Source organism: Mycobacterium sp. 1482292.6 (assembly GCF_001672995.1).
GTDB classification, from domain to species: domain Bacteria; phylum Actinomycetota; class Actinomycetes; order Mycobacteriales; family Mycobacteriaceae; genus Mycobacterium; species Mycobacterium europaeum_A.
The window spans coordinates 54,115-73,233 of sequence record NZ_LZKV01000152.1; the positions used below are offsets into that span (position 1 = coordinate 54,115).

The window sequence follows — 19,119 nt, forward strand, 5'->3', positions numbered from 1 at the left end:
TCGGACGACTGAGTCCTCGGCGGGCTCAGCCCTCGGCGGCGGCCTGAAATATTGCGGTGATCTCGGCGACGCGCGGGTCCTCGCGCAGCTGCTCCAGCGTTTGGGGCAACGGCAGCCGCCAGTTCGGATATTCGTCGATGGTGCCGGGCAGATTCGGTTGTCGCGGTTCGGCGACGATGTCGTAGGGCGAGATCAGCTTCAACTTGCTCGGCGTGGCCGCCAAGAACCGGTGCATCGCGGTGATGATGGCGTTCTCGTTCGGGCCGTCGTCCTCGTCCGGGTCGTCGGGCAACAGCCCTTCGGAACGCAGCAGGGCCAGCCACTCGGCCTTTTCCTTGTCGGCCGAGGCCTGCTCCGCCGGTACGTCGTCAAGCAGGTCGAGCTCGGCGCGCGCCCGCACGTGTTCGCCGCGCAGAAAGCCGGCCGCAGTGGGCAGGTCATGGGTGGAGAGGCTTGCGGCCGCCCGCGACGGCCACCGCGACGACGCAAGCAAGGGTTGGCCGGGCGCGGACTCGTCGCGGGTAAACCAGGACACCGCGCAGCCCAGCATTCCGTTGTCGCCCAACGCTTCCGTGACTTCGGGCTCGACAGTTCCCAGGTCCTCGCCGACCACGGTGGCGCCGGCCCGCTGGGCTTCCAGCGCGAGCACGGCAAGCATGGCGTCGGCGTCGTAGTGCACGTAGGTACCCCGGTCGGCCGACTCGCCCGGCGGTATCCACCACAACCGCCACAATCCCGCGACGTGGTCGATCCGCAGTCCGTCGGCGTGAACAAGTATGGCGCGCAGCATGTCTCGCAGCGCGGTGTACCCGGTGGCGGCGAGCCGGTCCGGCCGCCAGGGCGGCAGCCCCCAGTCTTGACCGCGCGGGGTGAAATTGTCCGGGGGAGCGCCGACGTGAACTCCGGTGGCCAGCATGTCGGCCAGGGCCCACGCGTCGGCCCCGTCGGAGTCGACGCCGACCGGCAGGTCGTGCAATACACCCAGCGCCATGCCGGCTCGTCGCGCGGCGGTGCGGACTTCGCCGAGCTGTTCGGCACAGCGTTGCTGCACCCAGGCGTGAAAGGCGATCCTGGGTGCCAATTCCCGGCGAGCCTGGGTGACCCCCGGTCCGTCGACATCGCGCAGGGGTTCGGGCCATCGCGGCCAGCGCCCGCCGTACCGCTCGGCCAGCGCGCAGTAGGTCGCCCAGTCGCGCAGCGCCCCGGAGGAGGGGGACTCGTCCAGTGGGCAGGGCCGATCCTCCGCGCGCCACAGCAACTCCAGCGCGTCGCGCTTGGCGGCCCAGACGAGGTCGTGGTCGATCCGCTCGGTCTCCGGCCAGACGCGCAGGGCGTCGACTTCCGCGCGGGTTTGCGGGTCGGCTCGATGGTAGGCGTCGAGGTCCTCGATGCGCAGGGCCAGCGGGTTGGCGAAGCGTCGACTCGACGGGGTGTAGGGCGAGGGCTGAACCGGATGCGTCGGGCCGGGGGCGTTGAGCGGGTTGAGCAGTACCGCGCCCGCGCCGTGCGTCGCCGCGGTCCACTCGATGAACTCCCGCAGGTCGCCCAGATCACCGATGCCCCAGGAGCGGCCCGAGCGCAGCGCATAGAGCTGCAGCATCCATCCCCAGGTCACCGCCGTCTGGGGCACCCGCGGCGGGGCCGCGACCAGGGTGACCTCCTGGCCGTCCGCGGTGTGCAGGCGGTACCAGCCCGGTGCCAGATCGCCGGGAAGTTCGTCGCGCACGTCGGCGCGGGTGCCGTCCTCGGCGACCAGCGCCGCAGCTCCGGGAAACGGCCGCGGCCGGCCGTCCAGTCGCATCGCGATCGTCGGTGCCAGGGCTCCAGTGCGCTTGCGCTCGGCCAGCTTCGCCAATTCGCGACGCCGATCGGACTCGCTGGCGGCATCGACCTCGAGCAACCCGAGCACGCGGACCACCACGTCGGCGTCGACCTCAACCGGTTCTCGTCGCTCATTGCGGTAAAAGGTCGCCACGCCATGGGCCTGGGCCAGCTGGCGCAGGTCCTCGGGCACCGGCTTGGGTGTGGCCATCAGATCGTCCGCACGGACAACGCGGGATGGGTGGGTGACGGCTGGAGATTGCGAGCAGGGCAAGTACTCAGATAGCAAAGAGGCGGGCGCACTTTCGGAACGTACCCATCCGCGGCCGACTTACACGGGCCGCCCGCGTCGTGAGTAACCGAAAGCGGCGCGCGATTCGCCGGAGTGAAAACGACTCGGCCACATGCGGAGCCGATGCGCCAGGACCGAGGGCCCCGTTCAGATGCGCAGCACCGGACCCAGCGCCGACAGCGGGATGTGCGCCTGGACGGTGCCCCCGTCCATGTACCACTGCGGCAGGCCGGGGGAGAAGTTGATCGGCTCGTCGTGGCCGACCGGATAGTCGGGCATGTAGATGATCAACTCGTCGGGCGTCAGCGCCCACGCCTTGTACGCGCCCGAGTAGACCTTGTCGGGGGTCCAACGGTCGAGGATGAACGGGTAGGTGCCCGGATCATGCGGTGGCGGAGCCTTATTGAGTGCGGTATCGATGAACGGCGCAGCCAGCGGCGGAATCGCGGTCAGCGGGTTCGACGTGGTCAGATCGGCGAGCTGCACCCGTCGGCCCGCTGCCATGTCGAAGGTGAATGTCCGATAGGCGTTGTTGGGTTTGGGCCCGTCGGCGTGATAGTCCTCGTGGAACACCGCGCTGAGCAGGTTGCCGTGCCGGAAGACCTCGAAATTCTCCTCGCCGTAGCTGTCGGCGGCCATGCTGGCGTTTGCGGTCTTCCAGTTGCTGACCAGGGTATGCAGGTAGTCACGGATCGCCGGGCCGGTGGTCGGGTTGTCGACCAGGTCGTCTGGCACGGCGACCTTGATGTCGCGAACGGCGTTGCGTTCCGAGGTCACCGCGGTGTGGCAGTACTGGCCGTCCCAGTTGCCGCCGAGCTCACCGCAGAACGACGGCGCGGACGCGTGCGTGGTGGCCGCGCCGGGAATCGTTGCGGCCGTAACCAATACAAACGCCGCCGCCAGTCTCTTGAGCATGGGTTGCTCCGCTCGACTCAGAGGAGTTGGACTTTGCTTGCCCGCCAGCGACCGTCGACCTTCTCCATGGTCATCTTGATCCTGCTGCGGTCGATGCGCGGGTCGGGCGCGGCGGTGTTGGTGACGGTCTGGTCGATGAACAGCAACACGACGACCTTGTCGGTCGTTTCGGACTGGATGGCCGAGTCCACCACCACGCCGTGCGCGGTCGCCTTGTTGTCGATCAGCAGTTGCCGAAGCTTGACGCTGGATTGGGTGTACATGTCCTTGAATTCGCCGGTCGCGCCGTCGAGCACCTGCTTGAAGTTGTCGTCCACCTTGTTCGAATCGATGCTCGTCAGCACCTGCGCATAGGCGATGGCCGCCTGTTGGGCCTGTTCGCCCGCCACCTTCAGCTGATGGTCCTGCCACTGCCGCCACCCGAGGAACCCCGAAACGCCAAGCGCGGCAACGAGTAACACCGGCAGCACGCTGCGGCGCAGATACCGCCGCCAGGGCCGCTGGGCGCGCTCGGTGTCGGGACGCTTGCGTTTGAGCAGCGGGCCACCTTCGTCCTCATCCTCGTCCTCGGACTCGGCCTGCCCGTCGGCCTCGTCGGTGGACTCCTCGGCGCGCGCCTCGTCGGTGTCTTCGCCTGCGGCTGACCCTGTTTCGGCGCCCGTTTCCGCTTCGACTTCCGTGTCCGTGTCGGCGTCGACTTTCGGGTTCTTCTTGGTGGTCACGACCACGATCATCTCCTAAAGGTCGGCTGGGATGGGCCAGGGCTCAGTGCGGCGGTTCGATCGGCAGCTGCGGACCGCCGTAAGGGGTGGGAATGGTGTAGCGGCCCCGCGGGGTCGGATCGGTTCGCTGGCCCAGGTTCGCGCCCGGCGGCGGGCCGGCGGTGTCGTCGCCGCCCGGACGTGGCGCGTTCTTGGCCCCGCGGATCGAGACCGCCGGGTCGTCGTCGCGGCAGTAGGTGTACATGAACGGCTCGTAATAGTCGGCGGCCGAGGAGGCGTGCGCCGGTGTCCCGTAGTCGCAGACGTAGCGGGGATACAGGTCGGCGGTCGCCCAGACGCCGCCGTCGTGAAAGGCGCTCGTCACCGCGTCCAATACCGACCCGCGGTAGTCGGGGAACAGTGCGTTGAGCGCCGGGACCCGCAGATAGAACAGCTGTGACATGGTGGCCATGCTGCCCAGCAACTGCACCATCGTGTCGGAGTTGTCGGCGAACAGATTGTCGACGGCCGACAGCGTGCGCGGCGTCTGCTGCGTCAACCGGCGGTAACCGGCCTGCATTCTGGCCACGCCGGTCAGCGTCTGGTTGAGTTCGGTTGCGGCGGAGCCCAATCCGGTGTTTTTGTCGCTCGCCAGGGTGAGCACCACCCGGCTGGTCTTGATAATGCTGGTGGTCTGGGGCAGCACCGAATCGAGCGTCGACAGCAAGAACGTGCCGCCGTCCACGATGGCGGTCAGCTTGGCCGGGCCCTGTCTGCTCAGGCTCAACTCCTTCTTGATCAACTCGATCTTGTGCGGGTCGACCTGGGCCAGCAGCCCATCGGCGTCACCGAGCAACTGGGCCAAGCTGACCGGGACGGCTGTGTGGTCCACGGCGATCAGGCTGCCGTCGTGCAGATACGGCCCGGCGTCGGAGGCTGCCTCGAAGTTGATGTACTGCTCACCGGCCGGCGAGAGCGCCGACACGTGCACGACGCTGTTCGCCGGGATCCGCACCTGCGAAGTGATGCTGGCGACGGCGTTCACGCCGTCGTCGGTGATCTGCAGCGATTCGATGCGGCCGACGCGAACACCGCGCAGCGCGACGTCCTGGTTGGGGAGCAGGCCGCCGGATTCCGCCAGCTGCACGGTGACCCGGTAGGACGAGGCGAAGGGCTTCACTCGCAACGCGCCGACGAGCAGATAGGCGGTCGCCACGACCAGGATGAGCACCAGGCCGGCCACCGACAACCAGACCTGCTGCCGGTGCGCGGTGCGCACCGCGCGCACAACGAGATTGGCGACGTCGGCGACGGCGCGGATCACGGTTGCGGCCCCGGCGGTGCGGGCGGGGGCCCGGGTGCGACGTCGATCTGTCCCGGGATGTTGGGATCCGGAATCACCGGAACCTGAGGCGAATTGGGTCCCCGGCCGACCACACGTTCCTGCAGTCGCCACAGGGTGTATTTGAGGGTGCCGACGAGCAGGTTCACGTTGTAGTGGTGCGGCCCGTGCAGCCCGATGTCGCCGGGGAATCCGATGTCGGGCAGCGATCCGAGCATGATCTTGTCCACGCCGACGTTCACCGAAATCGAGTTCCCCGCAGTGGATTTGACCAGCGCGGGAATCAGCCGGTTTATCGACAGCCAGCTGGTGTCGGGGCTGACCGCAACGTCGTTGGCGGCCCCGGCGATCGTGTTCAGGTCGCGGATCATGCTGCGGCCGCTGGTGTCGGTCCCGCCGATCGACGGGAACCTGGCCAGCAACCGGGAGGTGTCGCCGACCTGCACGGCCAGGTTGGACAGTTGACTGGTGTTGTCGGCCAGGGCCGAGGTGGCGGGGCGGGCCGCCGACATCAGGTCGCTGATGGTCTGGTTCTTGGCGTCGAGTTGGTCGGCCAGGCGCGACAATTGGGTCAACGCGTGCGAGATCTGATCGGATCGGCCGTCCAGCGTCGCGAGTAGCTCGTTGGACTTGCGGATCATGTCTCCGAACGCCTGGCCCTGATCTCCGGTCGCCTTGCCGAACCCGTTGATGATGTTGGTGAAATTGCGCACCGCCCCGCCGTTCACCAGGATCGCCGCCGAGCTCAGCACCGACTCGACGGTCGCGGCGGCCGCGGTCGAGTCCAGGCCGATGGTGTCCCCGTCGCGCAGCAGCGGCCCGTCGGCATCGCCCGGTGGCTTCAGCGCGACGAAGACGTCACCCAGCGGTGTCGCGGTGCGCAATTCGGCGGTGCTGCCCCGCGGCAGCTGCACGCCATCCCGGATGCGCAGCCGCGTGACCGCCGTGTAATTGCGGGCGACCATCGATTCGAGCTGCCCGACGTCGGCGCCGGCGAGCTTGACCTTGGCGTTCATCGGCAGGTTCAGCGCGTTGGAGAACACCGCGTTGAGCGAATAACCGCCGGACCCCAGGCCCGGGGCCGGAAGGGGCAGGCTGGCAAGGCCGTTCGTGGCGCATCCCGCGGTGACCATCGCCGCGGCCACCGCCGTGAGCATGCCCCACACGCCCGCGCCCGTCATTTCTGCCCCATGGCGGCCATGCCGTCGAGCACGTAGGTCAACCCGAAATCGGGGCCGAAGTCCTGGATGGTCCCGGTGCTGCAGCCCAGTTGTCGAAGCCCCATCAGGTTGCAGATCTCTTTGGTGTACTGGCTGTCGAACAGCAATCGGTCCGTCAGGAAGCGGGCCCGCACGCTGCCGTTCGCCCGGTCGATCATGTTGTAGGCGTTGTCGGCCACCAGGGGGGCCAGATCCAGCAGCTCGGCCAGGTCACGCCGCTGGTCGGTCACCGTCTTCAGCGTGCCGTTGCCGTGCAGGACGGCCTGTTTGACGTTGTCGCGGTTGGCGTCGAGCAGGTCACCGGCCCGCTGGATCAGTTGGTCGAGCTTGCGCCCGGTGTTGCCGCTGCCGAGGTCCTCGTCGGCCATGATCTGACTGACCTGGTGGATGGTGGAGGCGAATTCGCGCAGTTTCGTGTCGTTGGCGGCGACGGCGTCGAACAGCGTGCTGATGTTTTTGACGATCGTGGTGATCTGCTCGCGGGTCGCCGCGCCGCCGTCGCTGGACAGCCGCAGCGCCTTGGACAGCTCGCCCAGCGCCGCCTTGATCTTCTCGCCGTTGCCGTTGACCACCTCGGTGCCGCCGCCGAGCACGTCGGCGATCGGGCCGCCGCCTCGCCCGTCACCCTCGAGCGACTTGGTCACCTTGTCCAAAACATTGAGGACACTGCTGAATTCGACGGGGGTCTTGGTCCTGGGCAGCCCGATGGTGTCGTGATTCTGCAGGGTCGGTCCGCCGTGGTAGGGGGGCGTCAGCTCGATCTGCCGGTCGGTGAGGATGGACGTCGACACCGTGACGGCCTGCGCGGTGGCGGGCACCTTGACGTGGCGGTCGACGGTGAACTGGACCTCGACGTAACCCCCCTTGGGGTTGATCTTGGTGATCTTGCCCACCGGCATGCCCAGCACCGCAACCTCGTTGCCCTCGTAGAGGCCTGAGGCGCTGTCGAATTGGGCCGTCACGGTGATCGTGTCGTCGTCCGAACTCAGGTACCACCAGCCGGCGCCGACCGCCGCGGCGAGGACCGCGACCGCGGCGACGATGGCCAGCGCCTTGGCGCCGAGCCCGTTCACTTGCAGTCCTTGAAGTACTGGATCATGCCGAACTGCTTGGCACGCCCACTGATTGCGCACATCCACGAGTCGATCAACGGGACATTGGGGGCGTTGAAGTTGATCGCGTTGCCGTCACCGGTCAGGTTGGCCGCCTCGCGGAAGAAGATCGGGCTGGTTTGTAGCATGCTGTGCAGCAGGTCGTCGTGCGCCGACATCAAGTTGGTGAAGTCGCGCATGTCCCTGATCAACGCGTCCAGGCCCGAGCGGTCGTTGACCACGACCTGGCTCATGGTGTCGACCAGGCTCGACAGGGATTGCATCATCGCGTGGAAAACGGCGCGCCGCGCGACGAATTGGCCCAGCAGGTCCTGGCCCTGGTCGACGAGGGCGCCGATGCCGGCCTGCTGGCGGCGCAGCGTGTTGGTGACCTGCTCGGTGCTGCGCAGCAGCTGCCCCAACTGGTCACGTCGCACCGCGATGATCGACGACAAGGTGTTGATGTTCGTGATCGCCTGCGGCACAACGGCGGGCAGGCCCTCGAGCTGCTTGCCGAGCACCGCCAGCGATTGGGCGAACCTGTCGGAGTCGACCTGCTCGAAGGTGGTCGTGGCGTCCTGCAGCGCGGCCTGCAGGTCGTAGGGCACCTCGGTGTGCCCCAGGTCGAAGGTCTCGTTGGGCAGGCGGGCGGGCCCCTTGGGTTCCAGCGCGAGATAGCGCGAGCCCAGGATGGTGGTGACCCGGATCTGTGCACGAGAATCCTTGCCCAGCTTGATGTCGTCGCGGACCTTCAACCCCGCCTCGACATGGTCGCCGACGAGTTTCATGCTCGTGACGTTGCCCACCGGGATACCCGCGACCACGATCGGGTTGCCGGCCCGCAGCGAGGCCGCTTGCAGGAACTCGGCGGTGTAATGGCGATAGCCGGCGCCGATCGCGTGCACCGCCAGCATGACTGAAATCACCACCGCGACCACCGCGACGGCGATGAACCCGAGCCAGGTCTTGTTGTAGCTTTCCAGCGGGCGCTTCGTCAGCCCCGACAACCGCCGCCGTACCGATGCCTCAGCCATCGACCGTGCTCCTGCAGCGTGGGGTGTGCCAGGCCCGGTTGCCCGGCGTGGCCGCGTTGATGATGATCGGCACGACATCGTTGAGCCCGGGGAAGAAACCCATGAAGTTCACGTCGCACACGTAGGCATTGCCGTAGGCGCCCTGATTGCCCACGCGGGTAAGGCCTTTCAGCAGCAGCGGAATGTTGTCACCGAAGAACGCCACCTGCGGTTCGACGTCCATGATGTGTTTGGTGACGCCGGGCTGGCGATCGATGAATTCGCGCAGCGCCGGGTAGACGTCGGTCGCCGAGGCCGACAGCCGGTCGGTCACCCGGGCCAGCGAACCGACCGAAGCGACCAGGTCCGGGCGCCGCCGGTCTAGGTCGCCGACGACGCTGCGGGCCGCCGTGATGACCCCGTCGAGATCGTCGTTCTGTTGAGCGAGGTTGCCGACCACCTTGTTGAGGTTGGTGATCACGCTGCCCAGGGCCTGGTCGCGGCCCGCGAAAGTCTGTGTCAGCGTGGAGGTCTGGCCGACCAGCGTGGTGAGCGACGACGTGTCGCCCTGCAGCGAGGCGATGATGCCCTTGGTGAGGTTGTCGGCGTCATGGGGGTTCAGCAGGCTGAACAACGGCTCGTAGCCGTTGAGCAGCGTGGTCACGTCGAAAGAGGGCTCGGTGCGCTCCAACGGGATGGTGCTGCCCGGCGCCAGCAGCTGCGGACTGCCTTCCTTGCCCAGGGACAGCCCGAGGTAACGCTGCCCGACGATGTTCTGGTAGGTCACCGACGCCAGGGTGTTTCCGAACAACCGCTGGTCGGACTGCACCACGAACGAGACCTTCGCCAGAGTCCCGTCCAGTTCCACCTTTTCGACCCGGCCCACGCGCACCCCGGCCATCCGGACGTCGTCGCCCTCGCGTAGTCCGTACACGTCACTGAACACCGCCGTATACCTGGCGGTGTCGCCGGCGACGTCACGCCGCAGGCTCACATACACCAGCCAGGTCAGCGTCAGCGAGACGATCATGAACAGGGTCAGTGCGATGAGCGGGCCGCGAAACCTCATTTGGCCTCCCCAAGCGGATGAGCGAGTGAGACCGTGGTCCCGCGAGCGACGGGTCCCAGCAGTAGTTCGGTGGCCTCGGTCGCGGGGGCGCCGGTGATCACGCCGAGCATGGTGCGTTCGTATTGACTCCCAACGGGTCCCACGTTGCCGCCGAACGAGGCCCGGTACGCGGCCTGCGGGATCCACGGCGCCTTCGGTGCCACCGGCGCGACCCACGGTTCGTGTGGTTGCGGCGTCGCGGGCGCCCCGGGTGAGGGGTTGTCGGGGTTCGCACTGCCCGGCACCGGCGGCGACGGCGTAATGCCCGGAGCGAGTGGCGGATTGGGGTCGACCAGGTTTGGTGGTCCGTTCACCAGCGGCGGGCCCACCGCGACCAGGTTCCCGTCCGGGCCGATCACCGTGCCGGGCGGTGGGGCCAGGTCCTTGGGCGGATGGTAGTTCTGCGGCAACAGCACGTCGGGCAGATCGGGGCGCACCGGAATCAGCGGTGCGGTGAAGCAACTGGGCCCTTTGAGCTCGCCGTAATGCGGACAGTCGGCACGGGTGTAGGTGGAACTGGGCGTGAACGTCAGCATCGCGCGCATGTTGCCCAGGTTGGTCCGCGGGTTCCAGACCTGTTCCATGAACTGGTTGGCCAGGTTGTCCAGTTTGGTGACGGCGGGCACGAAGTTGTTCGACTTCTGCGCCAAGACGCCGAGCACCGGCGTGAAATCGCTTGTGATCCTGATGAGTTGGTCGATGTGGTTGTCGAACGATTGGCGAGTGGTGCTGACCGTGTAGTCGGCGCCGGAGAGCAGCGAGGCCAACTGCCCGCGCGTCTCGGCGAAGGTTCGCATCGGCTCGACGGCCTGATGCAACGCATCGAGAAGATCGGGCGCCGTCTGGGCGAGCCCCGTGGTGGCATCCAGCAGCGCCGACACCGTCGAGGGGCCGGCGTCGGTGCTGACGATCGAATTGAGTTGATCGAGAAGGCGATTCAGTTGGGCACCGGCGGTCAGCAGGCTGACGCGGCGGTGATCGGTCGCCGCGCCCAGCGCGGCCAGGATCCCCACCGACCTGTCGTCACGGCCACGACCCGCGGCGGCGAGCACGTCACGCAGCTTGCTCACGGTCGTCTGGAAAAGAACCGTCGGCAGCCGCTTGTCCTCCGAGATGTGCGCGCCGTCGCGGATTTTCCCACCGCGGCCCTCCTGGTTTGGGGACCCCACCAGTTGGACCGACGACACGGCGAAGACGTTGCTCGGCACCACGCGTGCGGTCACGTTGGCCGGAATCGACTTGGCGTATTCCCCTTTGAGGTCGATGTGGACGTAGTTGGGCTTGCCGTGCGCCGCCGGGACGACGCCATTGACCATCCCGACCAGGACGCCGCGGTATTTGACGTCGGACTTCTGGGGAAGGCCATCGCCGACGTTGATCAGATCGGCGACCACCCGCACGTAGTCGTTGAGCCTGCCGGTGGATTTCACCAACATCGCGGTGGTGACCAGGGCGCTGACCACCACGACCGCGATCCCGATGCCGAACAGCTGCCGATCGGAGGGGCCGCGGCCGTCCAGCTCAAAGGAATTGGGCACGTTTCACCGACCTACCCGCCGAACCTGGCGCCGGAGTCGACGCCCCACAGCGCCATGGTGAGCAGCATGTTCACGATGATCACCACGGTGATGCTGGCCCGCATGCCGTGTCCGGCGGCGACCCCGACGCCCTCGGGCCCGCCGCTCGCGTAATAGCCGTAATAGCACTGGATCGTGGACGCGATCCAGACGAAGATCACCGCCTTGAACAAGGAGTAGACGATGTCCTGGCCGGCCAGCATCAGCGTGAAGTAGTGCAGGTAGGAACCGGTCGAGGCGCCGCTGCCCAGGCCCACCACGATCTGGGTGCTCAGGTATCCGATCGCCAGGCACGCGGCGTACAGCGGGACGATCGCCACCACCGACGCGATCAGCCGGGTGGTCACCAGGTAGGGAATCGGGCGGATGGCGATCGATTCCATCGCGTCGATCTCTTCGGCGATCCGCATGGATCCCAGCTGGGCGGTGAAGCGGCAGCCGCCCTGCATGGCAAAGGCGAGCGACGCCATCAGGGGAGCCAGCTCACGGGTGTTGACCAACGACGAGACGAACCCGGTGGCCGGCCCCAGACCGAGCAGATCCAGGAAGTTGTACCCCTCGATGCCGACCAGCGCGCCGACCGTCATGCCGAGCACCACGGCCACCCCGGCCGTGCCACCACCCACCACGATCGAGCCGTTGCCCCAGGTGATGTTCGACAGCAGCCGCAGGAATTCGGCGCTGTACTGGCGCAGGGCGAGCGGCACCGCGACCGCGGCCCGGACGAAGAAGACCAGGAGGTGGCCGAGCCGGATGACCGGCACTTTGCCGCGGCGGTAGAGCCGAACGAGGGGGACCGAAATCGGTGCGAACGGTTGATAAGCGGAGGCCGTCATGTCACAGCCCCGTCCGCGGCGACAACATGATGTAGAGCTGGCTGATCGCAACGTTGACGATCATCAGCAGCAGAATCGCCTCCACCACAGCGGCATTCACCGAATTCGCCACGCCGGTCGGCCCGCCCTTGGTGGACAGGCCCTTCTGGCTGGACACGATCGCCACGATGGCGCCGAACACGATGGCCTTGATCAGCGCCAGGATCATGTCGCCGGTCGTGGCGAACGACGCGAACGTCGACACGAAGCTGCCCGGCGCCCCGTTCTGGAAGTACACGTTGAACATGTAGCTCGCGAAGAACCCGGCGAAGCACACTACGCCGGTGAGGGCCACGCCGATCATCACCGCCGCGGCGAAACGGGGCACCACCAGGCGGCGGATCACCGAGACGCCCATCACCTCCATCGCGTCGGTCTCTTCGCGCATCGTTCGCGAACCGAGGTCCGCCGTGATGGCCGAGCCGACCGCCGAGGCCATCAGCACCGCGGCCACCAGCGACGCCCCCTGCCGGATGACCGCCAGCCCGCTGGCCGCCCCGGCCAGCGACGTGGCACCCACCTGGCCGGCCAGCAAGGCGAACTGGATGGACAACGTGACGCTGATCGGCAGGGACACCAGGATCGTCGGCAACACGGCGGTGCCGGCCATGAATGCGCCCTGCCGGACGAACTCGTGCCACTGGAACCGCCCGGTCACCAGGTCGTAGAAGAAATATTGGGCGGTTCGCACACCCAGCACGAACTGTTCACCTACCGTCGTCAGCGAGGCGACCGGGTGGCGTTTGACATACCCCACGGACCAGTTCCGGATAGCGGTGACGCCATCGAACTCGGTCGTCGTCATAGCGGCGTGACCCGCGGACCGCCTAGCAAACCCATGGCGCAAGTCATCGCGTACCAGCTACCGCTGTCATCGGCCCTCTTCCCGCCCCTAAGTCCTGAGTGCCGAGCGGAGAACGTCGGGCAACGGTTGAACGCTATTCTTATTAAAATAGTGTCAACACGCCCCAGATCTCCGCAGCTCATTGGTGTGTGCTGCATCACACTAGCCTACTTGATAGGGACTTTCAATAGTGTAGAGTCACTCATCTGAGTTCGTCGGTAAACGGCGCCGTGGGGTTCTAATGTCGGATTGACGAAGGTGATGGCATGCCCTCAGCAAACATATCGTTGCGTGACCGACGCCGTGCTGAACTGCTGTCCCAGATCCAGCAGACCGCCCACCGGCTGTTCGCCGAGCGCGGCTTCGAGGCGGTGACGACCGAGGACATCGCCGCGGCCGCCGGAATCTCCATCAGCACGTATTTCCGGTACGCGCCCACCAAGGAGGGCCTGCTGGTCGATCCCGTCCGGGAGGCCGCCGCAGAGATCGTGGGTTCCTACAGCACCAGGCCGCCCCATGAGTCACCGGTCGAAGCGTTGATTCAGCTGTTCGTCACGCACGCCAAAGATGTCAGCGAGGTCGACGACCTCGATACCTGGCGACTGGCCGTCGCGACCGCGCCCCATCTGCTGAGCAAGTCCGTCTTGGTCAGCGCAACCGATCACGGCAGGCTGATCGAACAGGTTGCCTGCCGGATGGGGGTCGATTCGGCGTCCGACATCCGACCCGCGTTGTTGGTCCACACCAGTTTGGCCACAGTGAAATTCGTCCTCGACGGCTGGTTGACCTCGAACGTCGCCGAAGGCCCGGCGTTCCACGTGCAGCTGGAGGAAGCGCTGCGCCTCACCCTCGCCGGATTCGACTGACGAACCCGCGAGGACGCCGCCGGGGCTAAACCGCCGTGACTTTGCTCGCGGTGGCGTGAAACAATCGCTGGCCGTGAAGACCTTCGAGGATCTGTTCGCCGAGTTGGGCGAGCGCGCCCGCACCCGGCCGGCCGGCAGCGCGACGGTCGCAGCGCTCGACGGCGGCGTGCACGGCCTGGGCAAGAAGATCCTCGAGGAAGCCGGCGAGGTGTGGCTGGCCGCCGAACACGAATCCGACGACGCGCTGGCCGGGGAGATCAGCCAGTTGCTCTACTGGACGCAGGTGTTGATGGTGGCGCGTGGCCTGACCCTCGACGACGTGTATCGGAAGCTATGACCATGCTGCGGCTTGCGGTGCCCAACAAGGGCACGCTCAGCGACCCGGCCTGCGAGATCCTTACGGAGGCCGGTTACCGGCGTCGCACCGATCCCAAAGACCTGACCGTCATCGACCCGGCGAACCAGGTCGAGTTCTTCTTCCTGCGGCCCAAAGACATTGCCATCTACGTGGGTTCGGGGGAGCTGGATTTGGGCATCACCGGCCGGGACCTGGTGGGCGATTCCGACGCACCGGTGCGCGAGCGTCTGGCGCTGGGCTTCGGCTCGTCCAGCTTTCGCTACGCCGCACCGGCCGGGCGCGACTGGAAGATCGCCGACCTGGCCGGCAAACGGATCGCCACCGCCTACCCCAATCTGGTCCGAAAAGACTTGGCGGGGCGTGGTATTGAGGCGACCGTCATCAGGCTCGACGGCGCGGTGGAGATCTCGGTGCAGCTCGGCGTGGCCGACGCCATCGCCGACGTGGTGGGCTCCGGGCGCACCCTGAGCCTGCACAACCTCGTCGCCTTCGGCGACCCGCTGTGCGATTCGGAAGCGGTGCTGATCGAAAGCGACTCGAACAGCAACGCGGGGACGCAGGCGGCGCGCGATCAGCTGGTGGCGCGGGTCCAGGGCGTGGTGTTCGGCCAGCAGTATCTGATGCTCGATTACGACTGCCCCCGTTCGGTGCTGGACAAGGCCACGGCGATCACGCCGGGGCTGGAGTCGCCCACCATCGCGCCCCTGGCCGATCCGGACTGGGTTGCCATCCGCGCGCTGGTGCCGCGTCGGGGTGTCAACGAAATCATGGACGAGCTGTCCGCCATCGGCGCGAAGGCGATCCTGGCATCCGACATCAGGTTTTGCCGGTTCTGATTCGCACGCGGTGTAAGACCCGCGGCTGTGTTAGCGTCCGCCTCGGGGGACTGCCCGGGTTGGCGAATGGGCCGTCCCTGCATCCGTCGCCGGCTGTTCGTCTCCCAGGAGGGTTTCCGTGACACACGCGCTGCTCGTCTTGTTGGCTTTACTGATTGGCGTCGTGGCCGGGCTGCGGTCGCTGACGGCGCCCGCCGTCGTGGCCTGGGCCGCCTACATCGGCTGGATCGACCTGCACGGCACCTGGGCGAGTTGGCTGACCAACATCATTGCGGTGATCATCTTCACCGTCCTGGCGATCGGCGAACTGATCAATGACAAGCTGCCCAAGACGCCGGCGCGCACCGCGGCACCGATCTTCGCGGCCCGGATCGTCACCGGTGGGCTCGCGGGCGCCGCGCTGGGCGCTTGGCCGCACTGGACGTTCACCGCGCTGGGCGCCGGTGTCATCGGTGCGGTGCTCGGTACCCTCGGCGGCTACCAGGCGCGCAAGCGACTGGTGGCGGCGACGGGTGGCAGGGACCTGCCCATCGCGCTGCTCGAGGACGCCGTCGCGATCGTGGGCGGGTTCGCCATCGCGGCGGCGACGGGCCACCTGCTGACCGAATACCTGCTGACGGCGGTTAAGTGACAGCGCATTTCGATGCGATCATCGTCGGGGCCGGGCAGGCCGGCCCGCCGTTGGCCGGCCGGCTGACCGCTGCGGGACAGCGCGTCGCTTTGATCGAGCGCAAGCTGATCGGCGGCACCTGCGTCAACACCGGGTGCATCCCGACCAAGACGCTGGTGGCCTCCGCGCACGCCGCCCATCTGGCGCGTCGCGGCGCGGAATACGGCGTCGCGACCGGGCCGGTCAGCGTGGACATGGCGAAGGTCAAGGCCCGTAAAGACGAGATCATGCTGGGCGACCGCAAGGGCGTCGAGGATTGGCTCGAGGGCATGAAGGGCTGCACCGTTTTTCGCGGGCACGCGGTCTTTCGGGATCCGCACACGCTGCGGGTCGGTGACGATGAGCTGAGCGCCGACCGTATCTTCCTCAACGTCGGCGGGCGTGCGGTGGTGCCCGACATCCCGGGCCTGTCCGACGTCGACTTCCTCACCAACGTGTCGATCCTCGAACTCGACACGGTGCCAACGCATCTCGCCATCGTCGGCGGCAGCTACATCGCGCTCGAGTTCGCGCAGATGTACCGCCGGTTCGGGGCCCGGGTGACCGTCGTCGAACGGGGCGCGCGGCTGGCGTCGCGCGAGGACGAGGACGTCTCGGCCACCATCGAAGAAATCCTGCGCGCCGAGGGCATCGACGTCATCGTCGGGGCGGACGATATGCGAATAGCCAAGAACGGCAACGGGTTCGAGCTGACCCCTGGTGAGGGCGCCGCGCCCGTTGAGGGAAGTCACCTGCTGCTGGCGGTGGGCCGGCGACCCAATACCGACGACCTGGGCCTGGACGCGGCCGGGGTGCAGACCGATGCCCGCGGCTACATCGTGGTCGACGATCAGCTCAAGACCAGCGTCGAACACATCTGGGCGATGGGCGACTGCAACGGCAAGGGCGCATTCACCCACACCTCCTACAACGATTTCGAGATCGTCGCCGCCAACCTGCTGGACGAGGACCCGCGCCGGGTGAGTGACCGCATCACCACCTACGCGCTCTACATCGATCCGCCGTTGGGGCGCGCCGGCATGACCGTCGATCAGGTCCGCTCGTCGGGACGCCAGGCGCTGGTCGGCAAGCGGCCGATGACCCGGGTCGGCCGGGCGGTGGAAAAGGGTGAGACACAAGGCTTCATGAAAGTCGTGGTGGACGCCGACACCCAGGAGATCCTGGGTGCCGCCATCCTCGGGGTCGGCGGTGACGAGGCCATCCACGCCATCCTGGACGTGATGTCGGCCAAGGCGCCCTACACCACGCTGTCGCGCACCATGCACATCCATCCCACCGTCAGCGAGCTGATTCCCACGATGCTGCAGGAGCTCTCGCCGCTGGACGGCCAGGCTTAGGCGGCCGGTTCAGTGGGATGTGAATCGTTCTGCACAACAAGGGTTTCCGGCCAGCCCGGGTAGGGCGGCGGGGTGCCGCCGAAGAGCGGGCAGTGCTGTTGGTGGGGACACCAGTCGCACAGCCGCGACTGGGTGGGCCGGAAATCGCCGGAGTGCCCGGCGGACTGGATCGCCCGCCAGATCGCCATCAACGTCTTCTCGAAGCGCAGCAGCTCATCGTGATCCGGCGTGTAGTCCAGCACCTGTCCGTCGGCTAGATAGATCAGCCGCAACCGGGTGGGCTGCACACCGCGCGAACGCAACAGCGCCACCGCGTAGAACTTCATCTGGAACATGGCCTTGAATTCGGCCAGGGCCCGGGCGGCCGGTGGCGCCTTGCCGGTCTTGTAGTCGACCACCCGCAGTTCGCCGGTGGCGGCGACGTCGATCCGGTCGATGAAGCCACGCAGCAGGGTGCCGTCGGCGAGTTCCACCTCGACGCGCTGCTCGCAGCATTCCGGGTTGAAGCGAGTGGGATCCTCGAGCCGGTAGTAACCGGCGAGCAGCGCCTGCGCCTCGGCCAGTAACTGGGCGCGCTGCCCGGGATCCACGTCGGCGGCCAGCTCGGGCGTCGCCCCGATGACCTGGTCCCAGGCGGGCTCCACCAACGCCATGGCGGTGTCGGGGCCACGCTGTTCGGCGGGCAGGCCGTACAGCTGCTGCAGGGCGGCATGGACCAGCGAGCCGCGCAACTGCGCCGGCGACGGGGCCTCGGGCAGCCGGTCGATGGCCCGGAACCGGTACAGCAGTGGGCACTGCTTGAAGTCCGCGGCCCGCGACGGCGACAGGGCCGGGCGGTACACCTGGCCCGCCGGGCGCATCTCCGGCTGGGGCGCCTCAGACAGGGGCGCCTCGGGCTGGACGATCATGTCGGCAGCCTAGGACCGGGCGCCGACAACCCCCAAGCACCTGCGGCGGCGAGTCGGCTGGCACGCTAGACCGCGTGTCCGTATCCGGCCCGTTCACCGAGGGCGAGCGTGTCCAGCTCACCGATGCCAAGGGTCGGCACTACACCGTGGTGCTCACCGCGGGCGCCGAGTTCCACACCCATCGCGGGGCGATTCCGCACGACGCGCTGATCGGGCTCGAGCAGGGCAGCGTGATCAAGTCCAGCAACAACGCCGTGTACTTGGTGATGCGGCCCCTGCTGATCGACTACGTGATGTCGATGCCGCGCGGACCCCAGGTGATCTACCCGAAGGACGCCGCCCAGATCGTGCACGAGGGCGATATCTTCCCGGGCGCGCGGGTGCTGGAGGCCGGCGCCGGCTCCGGCGCGCTGACCTGCTCGCTGCTGCGCGCGGTCGGACCCGACGGCCGGGTGACCTCCTACGAGCTGCGCGCCGATCACGCCGAGCACGCCGAACGCAACGTGTCGGTGTTCCACGGCGGCCAGGCGCCCGACAACTGGCAGCTGATCATCGGCGACGTCTCCGACTCCGAGCTGCCGGACGGATCCTTCGACCGCGCCGTGCTCGACATGCTCGCGCCGTGGGAGGTGCTGGAGTCGGTCGCGCGGCTGCTGATTCCCGGCGGCGTGCTGATCATCTACGTGGCGACCGTCACCCAGCTGTCGCGCGCGGTCGAGGCCCTGCGGGAACAGCAGTGCTGGACCGAGCCGCGGTCGTGGGAGACGTTGCAGCGCGGCTGGAACGTCGTCGGTCTCGCGGTCCGGCCGCAGCACTCGATGCGTGGGCACACCGCCTTCCTGATCTTCACACGCCGGCTCGCGCCAGGCGTCGTCGCGCCCATGCCGTTGGGCCGCAAGCGTGAAGGCCGCGACGGCTAGCTAGCCGAGGTCCTCGCTGCGCACCAACGAGCGCCGCACCGACAGCAGCTCGAATTCGGGATGCGCGGCCACCAGCCGCTCGGCCGCGTCCAGGACGTCGACGGCATGACCGCGGTCCCCGGACACCGTGGCGACGCCGATGCCCGCTCGCCGGTACAAGTCATGCGAACCCACCTCGGCCGCCGACACGCTGAACTTGCGCTGCAACTCGGCGACCACGGGACGAATCACCGACCGCTTCTGTTTGAGGGACCGCACGTCGCCCAGCAGTACGTCGAACTCGAGCCAACCGATCCACATGCCGCGGGTCAACCCGGCGGGTTCTGCTCGGGGGGCGGCTCCGGGGCCGGTGCCGGGGGGGGCTCGGGTTCCGGGGCCGGGGGGGGGGCGGGTTCCGGCGCAGGCACCGGCGGCGGAGGCGGTGG

Annotated in this window: 19 protein-coding genes; 6 read left to right on the top strand and 13 right to left on the bottom strand. The window is 67.6% G+C overall.

Annotated features, from left to right (window positions below):
- Positions 1-25: 25 nt before the first annotated feature.
- From malQ to A5624_RS15060, 11 genes are all read right to left on the bottom strand, one after another.
- Entirely contained in the window at positions 26-2,032 is a 2,007-nt protein-coding gene (gene malQ / locus A5624_RS15010; RefSeq protein ID WP_066867449.1) for a 4-alpha-glucanotransferase, read from the bottom strand.
- A 228-nt stretch (positions 2,033-2,260) separates the two neighbouring features.
- On the bottom strand, positions 2,261-3,028 hold the full coding sequence (locus A5624_RS15015) for a mannan-binding family protein (protein WP_066867451.1): 768 nt from the start codon (positions 3,026-3,028) through the stop codon (positions 2,261-2,263).
- Positions 3,029-3,045: 17 nt separating this feature from the next.
- On the bottom strand, positions 3,046-3,762 hold the full coding sequence (locus A5624_RS15020) for a tetratricopeptide repeat protein (RefSeq protein WP_066867453.1): 717 nt from the start codon (positions 3,760-3,762) through the stop codon (positions 3,046-3,048).
- Positions 3,763-3,793: 31 nt separating this feature from the next.
- Positions 3,794-5,053, bottom strand: a complete 1,260-nt coding sequence (locus tag A5624_RS15025; protein ID WP_066867455.1) for an MlaD family protein — start codon at positions 5,051-5,053, stop codon at positions 3,794-3,796.
- On the bottom strand, positions 5,050-6,252 hold the full coding sequence (locus A5624_RS15030) for an MCE family protein (protein ID WP_066867458.1): 1,203 nt from the start codon (positions 6,250-6,252) through the stop codon (positions 5,050-5,052). The genes A5624_RS15025 and A5624_RS15030 overlap by 4 nt, the downstream gene beginning before the upstream one ends.
- A complete protein-coding gene (locus A5624_RS15035; RefSeq protein ID WP_066867460.1) occupies positions 6,249-7,364 on the bottom strand; it encodes an MCE family protein in 1,116 nt (371 codons plus the stop codon). Before A5624_RS15035 ends, A5624_RS15030 begins: the two co-directional genes overlap by 4 nt.
- Positions 7,361-8,416, bottom strand: a complete 1,056-nt coding sequence (locus tag A5624_RS15040) for an MCE family protein (protein WP_066867463.1) — start codon at positions 8,414-8,416, stop codon at positions 7,361-7,363. The genes A5624_RS15035 and A5624_RS15040 overlap by 4 nt, the downstream gene beginning before the upstream one ends.
- Complete coding sequence (locus tag A5624_RS15045; RefSeq protein WP_066867467.1) at positions 8,409-9,464, bottom strand: MlaD family protein; 1,056 nt, start codon at positions 9,462-9,464, stop codon at positions 8,409-8,411. The genes A5624_RS15040 and A5624_RS15045 overlap by 8 nt, the downstream gene beginning before the upstream one ends.
- Positions 9,461-11,041 carry an MlaD family protein gene (locus A5624_RS15050; protein WP_066867470.1) on the bottom strand — a complete coding sequence of 527 codons (1,581 nt, stop codon included), beginning with the start codon at positions 11,039-11,041 and terminating at the stop codon, positions 9,461-9,463. The genes A5624_RS15045 and A5624_RS15050 overlap by 4 nt, the downstream gene beginning before the upstream one ends.
- Positions 11,042-11,052: 11 nt before the next feature.
- Complete coding sequence (locus A5624_RS15055; RefSeq protein WP_066867473.1) at positions 11,053-11,916, bottom strand: ABC transporter permease; 864 nt, start codon at positions 11,914-11,916, stop codon at positions 11,053-11,055.
- Position 11,917: 1 nt separating this feature from the next.
- Positions 11,918-12,760, bottom strand: coding sequence for an ABC transporter permease (locus A5624_RS15060; protein WP_066867477.1), 843 nt, complete (start codon positions 12,758-12,760; stop codon positions 11,918-11,920).
- A gap of 305 nt (positions 12,761-13,065) precedes the next feature.
- On the opposite strand from A5624_RS15060, the gene A5624_RS15065 reads away from it, so the two are divergent.
- The 5 genes from A5624_RS15065 (at position 13,066) to A5624_RS15085 (ending at position 16,866) form a co-directional block, all read left to right on the top strand.
- A complete protein-coding gene (locus tag A5624_RS15065) occupies positions 13,066-13,665 on the top strand; it encodes a TetR family transcriptional regulator (protein ID WP_066867480.1) in 600 nt (199 codons plus the stop codon).
- A gap of 55 nt (positions 13,666-13,720) precedes the next feature.
- Positions 13,721-14,002, top strand: a complete 282-nt coding sequence (locus A5624_RS15070) for a phosphoribosyl-ATP diphosphatase (RefSeq protein ID WP_064885366.1) — start codon at positions 13,721-13,723, stop codon at positions 14,000-14,002.
- A 2-nt stretch (positions 14,003-14,004) separates the two neighbouring features.
- Positions 14,005-14,859 carry an ATP phosphoribosyltransferase gene (gene hisG / locus A5624_RS15075; RefSeq protein ID WP_066867516.1) on the top strand — a complete coding sequence of 285 codons (855 nt, stop codon included), beginning with the start codon at positions 14,005-14,007 and terminating at the stop codon, positions 14,857-14,859.
- 118 nt (positions 14,860-14,977) lie between these two features.
- Entirely contained in the window at positions 14,978-15,490 is a 513-nt protein-coding gene (locus tag A5624_RS15080; protein ID WP_066867483.1) for a DUF4126 family protein, read from the top strand.
- Positions 15,487-16,866, top strand: coding sequence for an FAD-containing oxidoreductase (locus tag A5624_RS15085; protein ID WP_066867485.1), 1,380 nt, complete (start codon positions 15,487-15,489; stop codon positions 16,864-16,866). The genes A5624_RS15080 and A5624_RS15085 overlap by 4 nt, the downstream gene beginning before the upstream one ends.
- Here A5624_RS15085 and A5624_RS15090 read toward each other — a convergent pair.
- Positions 16,863-17,726 (bottom strand): RecB family exonuclease, encoded by an 864-nt coding sequence (locus A5624_RS15090; RefSeq protein ID WP_156749027.1) that lies wholly within the window; start codon positions 17,724-17,726, stop codon positions 16,863-16,865. The two genes, A5624_RS15085 and A5624_RS15090, sit on opposite strands and share 4 nt — an antisense overlap.
- Positions 17,727-17,848: 122 nt before the next feature.
- On the opposite strand from A5624_RS15090, the gene trmI reads away from it, so the two are divergent.
- Entirely contained in the window at positions 17,849-18,694 is an 846-nt protein-coding gene (gene trmI, locus A5624_RS15095; protein ID WP_066867490.1) for a tRNA (adenine(58)-N(1))-methyltransferase TrmI, read from the top strand.
- Here trmI and A5624_RS15100 read toward each other — a convergent pair whose 3' ends face one another.
- Complete coding sequence (locus tag A5624_RS15100; protein ID WP_066867493.1) at positions 18,695-18,994, bottom strand: DUF503 domain-containing protein; 300 nt, start codon at positions 18,992-18,994, stop codon at positions 18,695-18,697.
- Positions 18,995-19,119: the final 125 nt, after the last annotated feature.